Raw genomic sequence first — 16,720 nt, 5'->3', positions numbered from 1 at the left:
TTTCTACCTGTTGTATCACGTAAAGCTTGCCTTGGCGTACCATCTACCTGACGACAAACCTCGTTTTGCTATGTCCTTCTTTTGATTTCTTAACTTCTAGTACCGCAGGAATCGTATTTTTTAATTCCTGTACGTGTGATATGACACCGATCATTCTCCCTGCCTTTTGTAAATCAACAAGGGTTTGGATCGCTTTATATAACGATTCTTCATCTAATGATCCGAATCCTTCATCAATAAACATCGTATCGATCGAGATACCACCTTGATAAGATTGAATGACATCCGCCATCCCTAATGCTAGACAGAGTGAAGCATTAAATTTTTCCCCACCAGACAGTGATTTTACATCCCGCGTTTGACCGGTATACGCGTCATACACATCCAAGCCGAGCCCACTTTGTTTACCACCTTTTTCGACTTGATCACGACGTTTTAAATAAAATTGCCCATTTGAAATGGTTCGTAACCGTTCGTTTGCTGCTGCAATGATTCGCTCCAAAAATTCAATTTGCAAATAACGCTCAAACGATAGTTTCATCTCATTATTCCCTTTAACAACTTCAAACAAGTCGGTCATCACCTGGTACTCGGCTTCAATTTCTTTTCCTTGTTGGTCAGCTTGCTCAATTTTCTCCTTTAATTTTACGGCTTCATTCTGATAACGCGTAAGTTGCTCAAGCTCAGTTCGCAATCGTTCACATACGTCATAGATATGGGCAACATCCTGTTGTAATGCCTCAAGATCAACGCGTGACTTTCCGGACAATTCCTTGGTAAGCTCGTCAATCTGTGATTGCAGCGTCTGTAGTGACGTTTTAAAGTCATCAAGTTCTTTTTTTGCAGCAAGTCGCGAAGGCTCATCCATTTTCGCTCGTTTGTATTCCTCTACATCCGAAAAACCTGCACGGCTCACTTCAGCGAAAAAGCGACGTTCGGTGTCTTCAGCCTTCACTTCAAGCTCTTTTAAAGCGGTTCTTATATGCGCAAGATCACTTTTGGCAACCGTATAACGTTCACTTTCCTCTTGCAAATTGCTTTGGGCTTGTTTCCACGCTTGTTCAAGCTGCTGTTGTCGCTCTGTTTCTATCGCTAACTTTTGTTTTAGCATCGTTAACGTCTCGATCTCATTTGGAATACGTGCGAGTTCCGCTTCAAACAGCGCTTGTTTCACCTCAAGCTCACGGCTCGTTTGCTGGTACTTATCTTCTACCTCCGCTTTCACTTCAAGGCGTTGGGTAAGCTGTTGATCAAGCTGCTCAAGTTCTTTTTTAACTGCTTGCAGTCGTTGCTGCTGTTGCTCTAGGCGCGCGTGCTCCTCTTGTAAATTAGCTTGCTTTAACACCCATTCTTCATACGTCGTTTGTACGTTTGATAAAGGGATTTCGGCTTGAGATAACTTTGTTTCATTCGCTTTGATCTGTGATTGAACAGTGCGTAAATCAATCACGGCTTGGTTTAAGCTTGCTTCTAGCTCTTGAAGGTGGTTACGTTTTTGCTCAACTTGCTCCTTCGTAACAGCTGACTGCGTGCGATTGGCTTTGTGAGGGTGCTCTGCGCTACCACAAACCGGGCACGGCTCGTCCGCATGCAAATGTTCTGCAAGTACCGCTGCTTGATTTTCGAGCCACTGATCTTCAAGCTCCTTATAATCTTCTTTTACCTTTTTCACCTGTTCGCCTTGACGTTGTTCTTCTGCTTGCAGGCGACCTTCATCTTTTCGCAACCTCAGGATTGTCTCTAATGTCTCAACCGTTTCGTTGGCAGTGGTCAGCTCTTGATGTGTCATTTGCCATGTTGACACTTCGGTTTCAATTTGATTTATTTCCTCTGTTTTCTCCGTTTTTTTCTGCTCTAGTTCACTGCTGACTGCTTTGAGTTGTTCGGAGTTGTTCAGAAGCTCAGCTTCCATTTTTTTTAACTGATTAATCTCTTGCTTTTGTGACTCCATTTGTTCAAACATCGGCAGGAGTTCGTTAAGACGGTCCACTTCAATATTTGCCTTTTTTCGTCGTTCTTCGTTTTGTTCTTCCTGCTCATAACGAGCTTTTGCTCGTTCAAACACATCCGTTACTTGTTCGAACACGGCTGTTGCACGTTCAAGCGAACCTGCTTTTTCTCTTTTTTCTCTAGTAACCGACTCATGTTGCTCTTCATAAAAACGAATCGCCTCTGCTTTTTCTGCCTGAGCAAGCTTTTGTTCGACTTGTTTCATGTCTACTTGCTTTTCGTGAAGAACAGCGATTTCTTTCTGCTTATTTTCGAGCAAAGAAAACCGTTCATTTAAGGCTTCTGCTTGATGGAAGGCAGCAAGTTTCTTCTGATACTGCTCTTGTTCTTGCTTTAACACCGCCCGATAACGTACTGCTTGCTGTTCATAATAGTGAGCTTCAGCTTTCAATCCTTCGACAAGCTGAGCGGTATTTGGATGTTCAAGAGAGAGCACTTCAAATAAACTCGCTTCTTCGCGCGTAGGAAGCGTTTCAGTAATCGCACTCATATACGTTTGCTTTTCAGCCAATTTCTTGTCCGCTTTATTCTTAATTTCTTTTGTCTTCTCATCTAGTAAGTCGCGCAAAAACTTCAAGGACTCGGTTTTAAAAATCCGCCGAAGAATTTCTTCTTTATTTGCCGTTTCTGATGTGAGTAATTTACGAAACTCCCCTTGTGGAAGCATCACAATTTGTGTGAATTGTTCCTTCGTTAAACCAATAAGCTGCTCCAATTTTCGATTTACGTCTGTCACAGCGAAACGTTCCACACATGGAGTCAACTGGCCATCCGTCGTTTCATAGAGCTCGATTTTCCCACCGGTCGCTGTTTTATTATTTTTCTTGACGTGAGGCAATTGTCGAAAAACACGATACGTTTTACCACGAAGTTCAAAGTCAAACTCAACTGCCGTATGGTCATCATCATTTGCAAAATGACTACGCAACAGTTTAGAATCATTTCGTTCTTCCCCATTAGCCACACCGTACAAGGCAAAGCAAATGCCATCAAAAATCGTTGTTTTCCCAGCACCCGTATTCCCTGAGATCACAAATAAACTTTGCTCTTGTAGGTCACGGAAATCAATGACTTCCCTATTACGATAAGGGCCAAACGCAATCAAGGTTAACTTTACTGGTTTCATAGTCGTTCCCTCTCTTTTTTAAAGACTTCATCTAAAAGATCCGCAAAACGCGCCTCTTTTTCTTCTGTCAATTCGGCACCTTTGACTTCTTTATAAAATGAACGGAACAAGGAAAGCTCGTCCATCTGCTCACGATTCACGTCCATGTTCGATTGTTCACTATGCTGACGGATGATTTTTCGCTCCACATGCATCGCATTCGGATAAACAGAACGAACCTTCTCCATCGGATAAAGAACAGGATTTTCATCAAGTAATCGTACAAAAACGTAATCATCATTCATCTCATGGGTCTCTAATTCATCGATATAAGCCTCTACGGTATACATATCACGGCGCGGTTTTAATAAGCGCTTTTCAACCGTCACCTCACCGAATTCATCCAACTCGACAACATAAAAGCCTTTCTTGTGGTTTTCCTCTGAAACTGAGTACTTTAACGGAGACCCTGCATAACGAATTTGATTTGAAGACACGTTATGCGCTTGATGAAGATGGCCAAGGGCCGTATAATGGAACGCCTCAAAATAACTCGATGGAACATGCTCCGCCCCACCGATCGTAAGCGGTCGCTCAGAGTCACTCGTATTCTCTGCTTGTTCCCCTTTAGCCGTTACAAATGCATGACCAACAAAAACATGTCGCGCCTGGTGATCAAGCGCTTCTGTAATCTTCGTTGTGATCACTCTCATCGCATCATCATGGGTGCGAATACTGTCATCCGCAAATACATGACGGACCATTCCAGGCTCAGCATATGGCACGAGGTGAAAATGTACTTCTCCATATTGATCACGCAACTTAACTGGGGGAAGTGATGTGCGAAGTTGTCCAACAAGGTGAAGCCCGTTACTTTTCATAAATGAATTTCCAAAATCAATTCGATCTGGTCCATCATGGTTACCTGCAATCGCAAGTACCGGGGTATTTAAATTCGTGACAATCTCCTCAAACAGTTCATCTAATAGATTCACAGCCTCTGTCGGCGGAATTGCTCTGTCATATAAGTCACCCGCAACGATGACTGCGTCAGGTTTCTCCTCTTTAATGGCATCGATAAATTGGGTTAAAACGTAACGTTGATCCTCTGTCATATAAACACCTTGGATCAGCTTTCCTAAGTGCCAATCAGCGGTATGGAATAATTTCAACTCGATTCACCCTTTCCAAACTTACTTTCGACTAGGATATTGTCTTTTTTATACTCTCTTATTGTAAATGATAGAGCCAATGAATTCATGACCTTTCCATTAAAACATAACCTGTACCTAGACATTCGCACATACAAGAAATCCACTCTTAACATAAATAAGAACATAAGGAGTGGTCTGTGATGTCTAAACATAAAGTCATTAGAAGTAAAATGGATAAGACGAAAGTACTCATGAACGATCCAATCATTTGTGAGCACATACCAACAACAAAATGGTTTACTAGAAACCATTTAAAAATAATGCTAAAAAAGTATTCTAGTATTTATATCAAACCTGATAAAGGAAGGCAAGGGCTAGGTATTTTTCGGATAAAAGCTGTTTCTAATAACAAATGGGAAATTTCAAATGGCAAAAATTTCAGCAAGATTGTTGACCAGAAGCAAATCTATCAAGAAATCAGGAAAAAACTTTCCTACGAAAAACAGTATTTAATCCAAAATGGAATTGATCTTGCCACTTACAACCACCGCCCCTTTGACATTCGGCTTGTCATGCAAAAACCACTCGATCGATGGCAACTTTCAATCACTTGTGCAAAGATAGGAGACCATAAAGATTCTGTTGTCACGTATGCCAAAAACCGTTCTTTAGAATTACCGTTAGAAACAACATTAGCAGACATCGATCAAGACATTGATCCTTTGCCCGTGTATCGAGAACTAGTTGACCTCTCTCACCAAATAGCTACAATGCTAGGGAATCATTTTCCATTTCGAATTCTTGGATTAGATATGGCTATTGATAAGAACGGTAAATTGTGGTTCATTGAAGCAAACACCAAACCAGATTGTATCGGCATGAAAAAATATAATGATGAACAATCATATCATAAATTTCTAGTGGCAAATGAATTTTTACGCAACCAATGATAAGGCACATCATTCAAGTGTCTAAGAGAAGGTGATTAGATGTCAATAAAACGTCATCAAGTGAAAAGTAAATTAGCTGTTGCCTATGTTCTTGAAAACTCAAGTCATACTGCATCATACATCCCAGATACTGAACTACTTTACAGAGCAACCTTTGAACAAATGATTGAAAAACATTCATCCGTGTTTGTCAAGCCAGATAGTGGGAGAAAATCTCAAGGCATCCTTAAAATAAAACGTTTGGCGAATGACCACTTTCAATTACGAGAAAGCTGGAGTACGAACATCAAGAACTTTACAAGCAAAAACAATCTCTGGACAGCACTTAAAAAAAGAACAAAAAACAAAAGATATGTCATTCAGCAAGGGATTAACAGCTATACGGAAAGCGGTCGACCCTTTGATTTACGCTGTCATGCCCTACGAGTAAACGGAGATTGGTTGATAGGCGGGATATGCGCTCGCATTGGTCCTGTAAAAGAAATCGTTACAACCTCTCATAACGGGGGAACACCAACTCTTATCGAAGACTTGTTTTCTTTGCATTTATCCTTTACTAGAGAAGAGCAAACTGAAATCATCGATCGTTTGCATGCTTGTGTGTTACATGTAGTCAAAACGATCAGCCCAATGTATCCATGTAATTATGAATTTGCTGTAGATATCGGGCTAGATGATAAAAAGGACATTTGGGTTTATGAAGTCAATATTGAACCACTAATACGAGGTAATTTCAAACAATTAAAGGACAAAAGCCTCTATAGGCGCATTCGTGCATTACGAAGAAAAGCAAAACCGTGACCTTTCACGATCAATCAAAATCCAACCATCAAGGTTAAAACCGTTATAAGAAAAATTAAAAAAGCTTGGTATATATACCTACCAAGCCTTTATTTTCATGCCTCACGTCAAACAAAACCTTATCATCACTAAGATTACATTTGCTCTAATCGCTTTTCCATTTCTTTTACTTTATATTCTTCTTCATTGGACTTCTCGAACGCTTTTATTTTCTTTTTAAGCTTCGACTTGTTAAAGCTAGATGAAACAATATTCTTTTCAATTAAATATTTAGCAAAGAAGTCAAGTCTTCCACTCTCGAACTTAAACTCCTCTTCAACGACTTCAAGGTAATGCGCAATCGCCTCTTCAAGACTAGCACCCTTGCGTATAAAATCACCATAGCGATCATAGCAAGCGTTGAAGTTATTTTCACTTAATTTATTCATAAAGATTGTAAAAAAACGCTCTTCATTTCCTTTTAACGTAACACCCTTTTTCTCGAGGATACGGATGAATATACTTAACTCCTTATGATAAAACATATGAGCTTTTCGCATCTCTTTAGTCATTTGAAGAATTGGACTTTTTCTACCTTCGGAACGAGCATATAACATATTTAGCACCGCTTTAGAAATCTCAGGCTTTAATAAAAAAGACAGGTGAGTGGTAGACAAATATTTATCCACGTCTGCAATAATCGTCCTACTTTCTTCCTCTTCCCTCTTTGCAATGGCTAACGCTTCCTCTCGTTGACGTTCAGCAAATTCCTGAATTCGTTGTTGCGTTTCTTGTGATAAACTCTGTCTCTTCTCCTCAAATTTCTTTTTTAGTGCACCAAACATGATATAATCCCCCTTCCAACTGTATTTTTTCATCCATACTTGGCTGCAAAATTAATGACTTTTTTCTTGAATTTTCTAATCCAAAGAGAGTTTAACATACAACAATCGCAAATAAAATAGAGAATTCAAAAGTATTTTTAAAAATATTTATCTCAATCTAATCACAAGCGCGAATTTAACTGATTATAATGATAAATGCACGTTAACAAAAAATCCTTTCAATGCTAAAGGTATATTAGGCAACATCGTCCCATGTGTCCTACACTTTAAACCTACACATGACGGCATACGAGAGAACACAGAAAAACTGCACCATTAATGATTCGCTCGTACCATTAAGGTGCAGTTCTTTATCTGTGTTCTAGGTTATCTATGCCAACAAAGGACTTACGCTTTTTGTTCACTCATCGTTGCGAGAGGGCGAAAACGATCTTCTACGTTTCGTGCGAACTGTTGATGATTACGTCTAGCGAGGCTGACAACTTCATCTGTGACAGGCTCCCACGATTTGCGTCGATCGCTTAAAAACTGTACATACTCTTCATTATTATCTGCAAGCTGCTCTTGGGCTCGGTCAATAAAATCAAACGTCGCTCGTAACGGTGTGACCGTGATCTGTTCGACCTTCTCAGTCACGTTCGTTGCACGGGATGAAAACAACTCCTGATGATCATCATTGGTTGTCGTTACATTGTTCATGAGTTGCTTGACTCGATCACGATTTGTATCTATAGACTTTTTATACAGGTCTCTCCACGTCTGACGATATTCTTGAGAAAATTTCACAGTCTCTTTTAATGAGCGAACATAGGCTTTTTCTTGACTGTCGATCTGCTTTCGCGCTCTCTCAAGGGCGGATTGATAATTGTCCCAAAACGCCGTTACAAATGAGTCGCTTACATACGTCACTTCCTGAATGTCATCGGTCTTCTTCTTTTTCTGTGCCATCGTGATTCCTCCTCAGATCTTCATTAGATTCCTCTATCTTATCCTCCTTGTTGCGAAGCGGAGGTATGTAGAGCTCAAGCATACTTGTGTACATCGTAAAGAATTGGTCCAGCATCGATTGATATTGTTCTAGCTGGCTTGCATAGCTTGTTAAATACGTGTGCCCTGCTTCGGTGATGGAATACAATCGTTTGGCAGGGCCTGGTCCTGTCGTGTCCCATTCTGAACAAACAAGTTCCTCTTTCTCCATCTTCCGTAACATTCTGTAAATATTTCCTTGGTCTAATGAATGGAAACCAAATGTTGTCAATCGTTGAATTAAATCATAACCATGAAGAGACATTTTGCTCAATAACAATAAGATAAACGGTAGTAGAAAATTTTTTGGCGGGCTAATTGAGTCCTTTTTCTTGTCTGCTGCCACCTCGAACACCTCAAATTATTATTTTTTCTATATGTGTATTTTACACCTATGTGGCATATCAAGTCAATGGTGCATATATATTTAATAGCACTCGCTTAATTGATGTTTAGATGGAAGTCGATTTGGATATAAAAGCAAAATAGCATAAAAAGGAGGGCTAAAGATGTATGAAACAAATGTTGATCAAGTCACTCTGCACTATGATCGCCTAGGATCAGGCGAACCACTTGTGTTGATTCACGGACTTGGTGAAATCAAAGAGGGATGGCAAGAACAGCATTGCTTAGCCGATCAATTTGACCTGATCATCCCCGAGCTTCGCGGACATGGGAGATCAACAACGTTAGATGGGATTTCAATAGAGAATTTCGCGGCTGACATTTTAGCACTACTTGATCACCTCAACATTGAAAGCGCTACCATTTGTGGGCTTTCGATGGGCGGTGTTGTTGCTCAAGAATTATACCGGCAAGCCCCTCACCGTTGTCGAGCGCTGATTCTTGTTAGCACCTTCCACTATGCTCCAACGCTTTTTGGCAGGTGGTTTTATGCCTACAAAAAACAGCGGGCAAAGCACTTTTCTGCACAACAGCAAAAAGAATTCGCCGCTAAAACGTGTCTCTATTCATGGAAAAAAGAGGTTGTAGATCGCTTCTTTACCTTTTACAACCCAAACCCAGAAGGCTATTTAAAATCTTTGAAAGCCTGCCTAACCGTCGATAATCGATCGTTATTAAAAGAAGTCGATGTCCCTACACTTGTGATTGGGTGTCAATACGATACACTCGTTCCCGCTTGGGTCCAGATTCATATGCACAAGCTCATCCCAAAATCTGAGCTGATCATTTTCAAAGACGCTGGTCATATTGCGAAACTAGAAAAAACAAAAGAGTTTAATGAAGCCGTTCGTCGCTTTATTACCAAACAACAGCTACCCATCTCCTCTTAAATCGTAGTCCCAGAGCCCAACACGGCCTGGGACTACTATAAGGTTATTCACTTTCTCTTCATTTATACCAGTTGAAGGGGTTGCGATCGCTCTGAGAGCCAATCGTCAAGTAGAGCTGCAAACTTTCCAGTTAGCGCTAATGATACGTGACCCGCATCCACTAACTTGTACGTTTTGTCCTCACTCGAAACGAGATCGATAAATGGTAGACTTTGTTCTTCCGGGATAAGATGATCATTTGCGGAGCTAACAACGAGAAGGTTCGTCGTTATGTTTGCTAAATCTACTTTTTTTCCACGAACAACAAACTCACCGTTAACAAGTTTATTTTCTTTCATTAAATCATTGGCTAGCTGTCTAAAAGCAGCCCCCGTAAACGGCACATGCTCTCGTGTCCATTTATTCAACCGTCGCCATTTGTCAACAAAACGTTCATCATAAGCACGATGAAATAAGGTCACATAAGGGCTGAAGTAGATCGGCGCACTGACTGATCGGAACATTGCATCAACAAGTTGAGGCGGAACCATCTCATACACATCGATCAATCGATCTGTACTTAACCTCCCATCCTTCAACGCTTGCATCCAAGTGTCCGGCCCAGCAGTGACACTAAAATCAATCGGTACCGCCGCAACCATTAAATTCTTAATCGGCTCATCGGCAATCGCTGCATACATCGCCGCAATCGTTCCCCCTAAGCAATATCCCATCATTGAGATTTCCTGTGCGCCTGAATGCCGTAACGCACGTTTGACCGCGTTTTGCAAATAATCGACGATATAATCTTCTAGTGAGAGGTCTTTATCCTCTAACGAGGGCTCACCCCAATCTAGAAGATAGACATCATAGCCACGATCAACTAGTCCCTTAATAATGCTCGTTTCAGGCGTTAAGTCCAAGATAAACGGTTTATTAAACAATGAATAGACGATAAAAAGTGGCTCTTCAACCTTTTTTTCTGTCGCTGGATAATACCATAGTGTAGATTTATTCTTTTTCCAGATCGCCTGTTTCGGGGTTTGACCTACATTTGGTTCAGGTTCATTCAGAATGTTAAAAAAACGATTCCAGCGTTTCCACTCTTTTTCGATATCTATTGTCGGAATTATTGATGCTGTTTTCGTCACAAACGTTCCTCCATTTCATTTCAACTCGACGCGCTCGTTCCAACCAAGCCATTAACTGCTGTGTCTTCATTCAAATTGTTCGTATCTGTTAATAATTTCTTAATCGATTGAACATCTTCATTCACTTGCCTCATCTCAGCTAGCTCTGCCTTTAATTCTTGGATCTCTGTTTGCATGGCTGTTGTTTCTGCTAATTGTTTTTTTGTTTTTGTTAACTCTGTTTTTATTTGCTTCGTTACTTTGATGACCTCTTTAGAAACTTTGATTACTTCTTCTACTTCTGTTTGTGTATCAGAGACAGAGTCAGAAACACTCCAAACTTGTTCTTCTAATGTATCGAGCTTCTCTTCCGTCTGAACAATCATTTTCGAGACATTAGATATGTCCCGTTTTGATGGTAAGTTTAACTGATTTAAAACCATTTCTTGATTCTTTTTAAACAGATCTAAATAACGTGCTTGTGAATCTGAGGTCATCCGTGAATAGCGAACAAACTCGTTATTGTTCGTCCATAAATGGATCATATCATTCATTTGCTTTTCCCACTGATGACTTACTTTTTTGAACAGATCAAACGGTTCATAAGAATCATAGCTTGACATCTACTTTCCTCCTCGTTTTATGTATCGAATCAAAATAGGTGGTATCTTTATTTACCTGAGTGCTCTAGGTATTTTTGAAATGGAAAGAAAATTGATTTCACTTGTTTTTCAAACATTGAAACAACACTTTGCTGGCTTTCTTGAATCACCTTACTCACTTCTTTAAGATTCTTGACAAACTGAATCCGGTTTTGTCTTCTATAGGCAATATAGTCTTCAATCAAGTTTAAAAATTTTTCATTGTCAATCCCTTGCGTCACCTGAGCTGGTCGGTTCATAGCAGTCTCAGCTTTTTGTTGGAAGTTGGCAATCGATCGATTGATCTCCTCATAGGATTGGAATGGGAAAAAGTATTGAATCATCGTTGTTGATGCTTGTAGCTCTTCACGTGCGAGTCGCTCCCATTCGCGCTGCTCTTTGAAAAACTGTTCAGCTAACTCTTTCATATTTTCTCGATTACGCTTCATCTGTTCTGAAACGTCTTGTGCCATGTCTAGCAATGCTGTTTCTCTCTTTTCGGCACGATTATTCCAAGCATCAACTTCACCTATCCATTGCTCCCAAATCATTTCAATACTGTTACTCTCTACCTTTGTAGACGTCTGATCTTGTTCATTTTGTTGTTTATTATTGTGATCTGTCATACCTAAACTCCCTTCCCTCTTTCAGTCTATCTTTTGCAATTGTTTTAATTCTAGCTGCAACTGCTGTACATGACGTTGGTTCATTTCTCGTTTACATGACACCGACTTTAATTGTTCATAGCTTGATTGGATCGATTGCGTTAAATTCTCACAATTCTTGACAACTTCGTTCATCGTCTGATTGACCGTATACAACGTGTCATCAAGCAAATCAACGCGAGCCTCTAGTCTGATGTAAGCTTTTGTAAGCACACATATATCTTTCTTCGTCGCCAATCCGAGCTGCTTGAGAACTGCTTCCGTAGATTGTCTACATGTCCTGACAAGGTTGAGGTGGACGTCGAATTGATCGCTCATCGATTGAATAAAAAAGGGATTACTCATACTTTCTTTGACCTTTTCGTTGAGGTCGCTTTCTAGTTGTTTATAACGATTAATTTCATGCTCGACGTTGCTCATCCGATCCTCCAGCACACCAACCTAACCTGAACTACTTTGTATGCAAAATTATCTTATCCCAAAATAATTGTAAGGTCAATTGTGAATTGGCTAAATTTTCTAAAATCGACAATAATAGTGGCTCTGTGACAAAAATAGAAATTTTTTGAATCTGTTTTCTTACATTTTTCGTACTATGTTCTTTTTTCATTTGAACAAGTATATAGTTGAAGTGTATACAACCACGTTTCAGGTCACGACTATATTCACTTCTATTGATTAAGGAGGTTCACGATCATGCCGATTGCAAAATCACAGTCAGAGGACATCTATTATGAGATTTACGGTGAAGGCGAACCATTGTTATTAATCATGGGACTTTCATTGAATTCATTGTCCTGGTATCGAAGTATCCCTGAATTTTCAAAGCATTATCAAGTCATCGCTTTTGATAACAGAGGCACAGGCCAAAGCAGCAAACCGTCATCACCATATTCGATTAAACAAATGGCAGCTGACGCACGAGCTGTACTAGATGACGCTGGGGTTAATGCTGCACATATTTACGGCATATCAATGGGGGGAATGATCGCCCAACGCATAGCCATTGATTATCCCGAACGCGTGCGGTCGTTGATTTTAGGATGTACAACGCCTGGTGGTTCTGTTCATGTTCAGCCCGCTCCGGAAGTCTCCATGCAGATGATGCAACGAGCGAATATGGATGGAACACCTGAGGAGATCGCCTGGGCGGCTGCACCTATTCTATATTCACCTGAATTCCTTGAACAACATCGCTCTGAAGTTGCCGCTGATATCAACAGGAAGATTGAAACCCCAACACCTGCCTATGCCTATATGCGCCAATTGGAAGCCTGTCTTGCCCATGATACGTATGAACACCTTTCTAATATCAAGGTACCGACACTGGTTATCCACGGTAATGAGGATACTCTAGTTCCTTACGACAACGGCAAACGATTAGCAACTGAAATAAACCAGGCTGAACTACTAACGATCGAGGGAGCGGGGCATATGTATAGTAGCGAAGCACCAGAACAAGTGCATCAATCGGTCCTCTCATTCCTCAAATCACTTTAAATGAAATTGATAGAAGAAAAGACGTTCAAAACGAAGATCGTTTAAGAACGTCTCTTCTTACTTTTGGTGTGACTAGTCTTAATTTTCAATTCGCTTTAATTCTTCATCACGCAAACTTCTTCGCAACAATTTGCCGACGGCAGACTTTGGCAACTCTTCACGAAACTCAACAAATTTCGGCACTTTGTATGCGGCCAAAAATTTACTAGAATATGAGATAATTTCAGCTTCAGTTACTATTTCTTGATCCTTTAAAGCAATAAAAGCTTTAACGGTCTCGCCTCGATACGCATCTGGAACACCGACCACAATGACCTCTTGCACTGCAGGGTGTTGGTAAAGGACCTCCTCAATTTCTCTAGGATAGACATTATATCCACTTGCAATAATCATATCCTTCTTCCGATCAACAATATAGAAATAGCCGTCTTCATCCATGCGAGCCATATCTCCAGTAAAAAGCCAACCATCCTTAAGCACTTTATCTGTCTCGGCAGGCCTTTTCCAATACCCTTTCATCACTTGTGGTCCTTTGACAGCTAGCTCACCAACCTCACCGATTGGTGCTTCTACAAAACCATGATCTGTCTCTTGAAACACCTTAGCATCCAAACTTGGTAATGGTATGCCAATACTTCCTACTCTACGTTTTCTAAATGGTGGGTTGAAATGGGTCGTTGGCGAAGCTTCTGAGAGCCCATAACCTTCACAAAGGTTACACCCTGTTCTTTTTTCAAACAAGTGCAATTGTTCCACAGGCATGGCAGCACCACCACTGTTATAGTAGTCGACTTGATCAAACCCATATTCTTCAAGGTTAGGATGACTGTTTAATGCAATGTACATCGTAGGGACAGCAGAAAATTGGAACGGCTTTTCTCTTTTTACCGTTTGTACAACCTCTTCTAACTCAAACCGAGGTAAAATGATTTGATTACACCCCGCCCGAAAGCCTAGAAACACATTACATGTTAGCCCATAAATATGAAACATAGGGAGGATACTCATAATTTTTGGCGCATCTGGAACGTCAACAGGCCGAAACATAAAATCATAAATTTGTTCCGCATTTGCCATTAAATTTTTATGCGTAAGCATGACCCCTTTTGAAACGCCTGTAGTCCCACCGGTATATTGAAGAAGAGCAATATCCTCGTCTGGCTTGCATGACACATCCGGTGCTTGTGGGACGTCCATGCTTTTTACCTCATCAAACCAAAGGTCACCCTCTTCAAGGTCAACTTGTTGCTCCTCTAATTGTACGACAATGATCTTCTCAAGCGACGTTTGGGCTTGTACTTTTTTTACTAATGGATAAAGACGATCTAATACAATCATATGCGTTGCACCTGAATCATTCAGTACATGTTCTACTTCTCGTTCAACATACATCGGATTTACTTGGACATTCACTCCTCCAGCTTGTGCAACCGCAAATAGTGTAAACACATAATGAGGAGTATTCGGTAACATAATTGCCAAACGATCACCTTTTGTAAATCCGATCGAATGTAGGACATTTGTTAGTGTTTGCACGGTCTCACTAACCTCTTTAAACGACCATTTTTGTTCATAAAAGCTGAGCGCAGGTTGATCACCATATGTTTCGACTGACCACTTTAAGAGATCCGCCAAAGACATCTCTTTTACTTGCGAATGTTCTGACACGTGTTCACCATATAATGATAGCCATGGTTTTTCATGATATCCCATGTGTATGAAAGCCCCCTATTCTAGTTAATTGACAACATCACGAACGACATTTTGCTGAATTATGTAACAGTCGCAACGCTTCCAACCGTTATGGTTCTTCGATGAAACTCCAACATACCAATTAGTATGTTGATACTTTTATCATAAAGGAAATTATTGTTTTCAGTCAATTCGGAATAGAGGGTAAATTATCGTCAAATTCATCCCTTGGCAGACAAAAAGTGACCGATTTTGACTACATTTCCACTATACTGGGCTGAATAGTGTCAAAGTTACTCCTCCATCATAAAACGGGATCGGTACAAAACAAGTTAATGAGACTGGTACGGAAGGTAAAAGGCAGGCCAATTTAGGAAGTGTAATGGCTTCGCACATAACATAAAAGGCGCTGAAAAAGACCCTTTCTCTTAAAAGAGAAAGGGTTCAAATGAGATTTGGCAAATTCGTTCTCGTACACGCAAATGGATTCAGGTAATGGTTCTGTTACAACTAGGTACATCCAGTCATGGACATATCAACTATGTTATTTACAAAGACTATAATAGTCATTAATCATGTCTAAAATCGTTTCTTCTTCTTCAACTACCTCGAATTGCTGTGGGTTTCTTTCGTTTGTGTTTGACATAACGACCATCCTTTCTTTGTAAATAATTGTTTGAATATTTAATTACATTCATTATAACGTTCTGTTATATAATAATCAACACATTTATTCATGTGTTACAAAACATTTTTTTTATTTATATGCTTCAAAAAAGTTATCATCTGATGTTTTGAATTGAATGGGCCATTATACTGACATTTGTTATAATACAGGGATTGGTGGTCGTTTTATTTTTTTAAAATCAGGGGAAAAATAAAGGAAATCTAGTGGTAGGGGTGAACAATACACTAATGACATTGTTTGCCTATCAGCCTGAAGATTGAAAGGGGTGATAATCATTTCATTTATTAAACAGCTCAGTCAACGTTTTTTTAAAGACCATGTGTTAGACTTGGCTGCTCAATGCGCCTATTACTTTCTATTATCGATCTTTCCATTTCTCATCTTTGCCGTTGCATTGCTTGGCTTTTTACATATTTCATCTGACGACGTCATTACTATGTTGTATCAATACGTGCCTGATGTTACCGTAGAGATGATTAGCCGAAACCTTACCGAGATCCTTGATTCACGAAGAACAGGTTTGCTTTCTTTCGGATTTATTTTAACGATTTGGTCAGCATCACATGCAATTTCAGCACTGATTCGATCATTAAACCGAGCCTATGATGTGCCTGAAAGTCGCCCATTTTTACAAGCAAGGTTCGTAGCGATCTTACTAACGATTTCGATGATCTTTGTTATTATAATTGCCTTGCTGTTGCCTGTTTTCGGGAAATTGATCATTCAATGGATCACCACAACATTCGGACTGCCAGAAACAACGGCTGAATTTTGGAATAATTTACGTTGGTTTTTAAGCTTTATCATTTTAACCGTAGCTTTTACCTTTTTATATATCCTCGGTCCAAACGAAAAATTAACATTTCGTGAAGTTATTGTTGGCGCGGTGTTTGCTAGTACAGGTTGGCAAATGAGTTCATTAGGTTTTTCTTATTACGTCAATCATTTAGGAAATTTCACGGCAACCTATGGTGGTATTGGCGGGGTGATCGTGTTGATGATGTGGTTCCATCTATCGGCAGCTCTCTTAATTATCGGTGGGCAAATCAACGCGATTCTTCGAGAAACGGACGCTCAATCATCCATTTAAATCGGTTCGTGTCAAATGAAGTGGCCAGCTTCGCATACAATGATAGGGATTGAACGAACGATAATAAAAGAGGCTGAGACAAAAGGTTGGTTTACCTTTTGAACTGCCCCCTGTCAAGTAGACAGTGGAAATAATAAAAATGACCTAAGCGGCTTTAGCTCTATATTCTA

15 protein-coding genes are annotated in these 16,720 nt (G+C 40.0%); 5 read left to right on the top strand and 10 right to left on the bottom strand.

Going from position 1 to position 16,720, the window contains the following annotated elements; all coding sequences use genetic code 11:
• Window positions 1-43: 43 nt before the first annotated feature.
• Window positions 44-3,136 (bottom strand): AAA family ATPase, encoded by a 3,093-nt coding sequence (locus KH400_RS13165; protein WP_217225221.1) that lies wholly within the window; start codon window positions 3,134-3,136, stop codon window positions 44-46.
• The gene (locus tag KH400_RS13160; protein ID WP_217225219.1) at window positions 3,133-4,287 is read right to left on the bottom strand and encodes an exonuclease SbcCD subunit D; all 1,155 of its coding nucleotides are present in this window, start codon (window positions 4,285-4,287) and stop codon (window positions 3,133-3,135) included. Before KH400_RS13160 ends, KH400_RS13165 begins: the two co-directional genes overlap by 4 nt.
• A gap of 182 nt (window positions 4,288-4,469) precedes the next feature.
• Here KH400_RS13160 and KH400_RS13155 point away from each other — a divergent pair, with 182 nt between their 5' ends.
• Window positions 4,470-5,219, top strand: a complete 750-nt coding sequence (locus KH400_RS13155; protein WP_217225217.1) for a YheC/YheD family protein — start codon at window positions 4,470-4,472, stop codon at window positions 5,217-5,219.
• A 39-nt stretch (window positions 5,220-5,258) separates the two neighbouring features.
• The gene (locus tag KH400_RS13150) at window positions 5,259-6,020 is read left to right on the top strand and encodes a YheC/YheD family protein (RefSeq protein WP_217225214.1); all 762 of its coding nucleotides are present in this window, start codon (window positions 5,259-5,261) and stop codon (window positions 6,018-6,020) included.
• A gap of 134 nt (window positions 6,021-6,154) precedes the next feature.
• Here KH400_RS13150 and KH400_RS13145 read toward each other — a convergent pair whose 3' ends face one another.
• The 3 genes from KH400_RS13145 to phaQ form a co-directional block, all read right to left on the bottom strand.
• Window positions 6,155-6,844, bottom strand: a complete 690-nt coding sequence (locus tag KH400_RS13145; protein WP_217225212.1) for a hypothetical protein — start codon at window positions 6,842-6,844, stop codon at window positions 6,155-6,157.
• A gap of 387 nt (window positions 6,845-7,231) precedes the next feature.
• A complete protein-coding gene (gene phaP, locus KH400_RS13140; RefSeq protein WP_217225210.1) occupies window positions 7,232-7,792 on the bottom strand; it encodes a polyhydroxyalkanoic acid inclusion protein PhaP in 561 nt (186 codons plus the stop codon).
• Window positions 7,764-8,216 carry a poly-beta-hydroxybutyrate-responsive repressor gene (phaQ, locus tag KH400_RS13135; protein ID WP_312889173.1) on the bottom strand — a complete coding sequence of 151 codons (453 nt, stop codon included), beginning with the start codon at window positions 8,214-8,216 and terminating at the stop codon, window positions 7,764-7,766. The genes phaP and phaQ overlap by 29 nt, the downstream gene beginning before the upstream one ends.
• A gap of 163 nt (window positions 8,217-8,379) precedes the next feature.
• On the opposite strand from phaQ, the gene KH400_RS13130 reads away from it, so the two are divergent.
• On the top strand, window positions 8,380-9,165 hold the full coding sequence (locus tag KH400_RS13130; protein ID WP_217225207.1) for an alpha/beta fold hydrolase: 786 nt from the start codon (window positions 8,380-8,382) through the stop codon (window positions 9,163-9,165).
• Window positions 9,166-9,227: 62 nt separating this feature from the next.
• On the opposite strand, the gene KH400_RS13125 is transcribed toward KH400_RS13130, so the two are convergent.
• The 4 genes from KH400_RS13125 to KH400_RS13110 are packed head-to-tail and all read right to left on the bottom strand — an operon-like array spanning window position 9,228 to window position 12,000.
• The gene (locus KH400_RS13125; RefSeq protein ID WP_217225205.1) at window positions 9,228-10,295 is read right to left on the bottom strand and encodes an alpha/beta fold hydrolase; all 1,068 of its coding nucleotides are present in this window, start codon (window positions 10,293-10,295) and stop codon (window positions 9,228-9,230) included.
• Window positions 10,296-10,315: 20 nt separating this feature from the next.
• Window positions 10,316-10,897 (bottom strand): polyhydroxyalkanoate biosynthesis repressor PhaR, encoded by a 582-nt coding sequence (locus KH400_RS13120; RefSeq protein ID WP_217225203.1) that lies wholly within the window; start codon window positions 10,895-10,897, stop codon window positions 10,316-10,318.
• A 47-nt stretch (window positions 10,898-10,944) separates the two neighbouring features.
• Window positions 10,945-11,541, bottom strand: a complete 597-nt coding sequence (locus tag KH400_RS13115; RefSeq protein WP_217225201.1) for a hypothetical protein — start codon at window positions 11,539-11,541, stop codon at window positions 10,945-10,947.
• Window positions 11,542-11,562: 21 nt separating this feature from the next.
• Window positions 11,563-12,000, bottom strand: a complete 438-nt coding sequence (locus KH400_RS13110; protein WP_217225199.1) for a hypothetical protein — start codon at window positions 11,998-12,000, stop codon at window positions 11,563-11,565.
• A 276-nt stretch (window positions 12,001-12,276) separates the two neighbouring features.
• On the opposite strand from KH400_RS13110, the gene KH400_RS13105 reads away from it, so the two are divergent.
• Window positions 12,277-13,080, top strand: a complete 804-nt coding sequence (locus tag KH400_RS13105) for an alpha/beta fold hydrolase (protein WP_217225197.1) — start codon at window positions 12,277-12,279, stop codon at window positions 13,078-13,080.
• Between the two features lie 78 nt (window positions 13,081-13,158).
• On the opposite strand, the gene KH400_RS13100 is transcribed toward KH400_RS13105, so the two are convergent.
• Window positions 13,159-14,793 carry a long-chain-fatty-acid--CoA ligase gene (locus KH400_RS13100; protein WP_217225195.1) on the bottom strand — a complete coding sequence of 545 codons (1,635 nt, stop codon included), beginning with the start codon at window positions 14,791-14,793 and terminating at the stop codon, window positions 13,159-13,161.
• Window positions 14,794-15,725: 932 nt separating this feature from the next.
• On the opposite strand from KH400_RS13100, the gene KH400_RS13095 reads away from it, so the two are divergent.
• Complete coding sequence (locus KH400_RS13095; RefSeq protein WP_312889172.1) at window positions 15,726-16,550, top strand: YihY/virulence factor BrkB family protein; 825 nt, start codon at window positions 15,726-15,728, stop codon at window positions 16,548-16,550.
• Window positions 16,551-16,720 lie beyond the last annotated feature (170 nt).

The organism is Desertibacillus haloalkaliphilus (assembly GCF_019039105.1).
Taxonomy (GTDB): Bacteria; Bacillota; Bacilli; order Bacillales; family KJ1-10-99; genus Desertibacillus; species Desertibacillus haloalkaliphilus.
The sequence above is the reverse complement of the archived record's forward strand: the minus strand, read 5'-3'. Positions and strand labels throughout refer to the sequence as shown.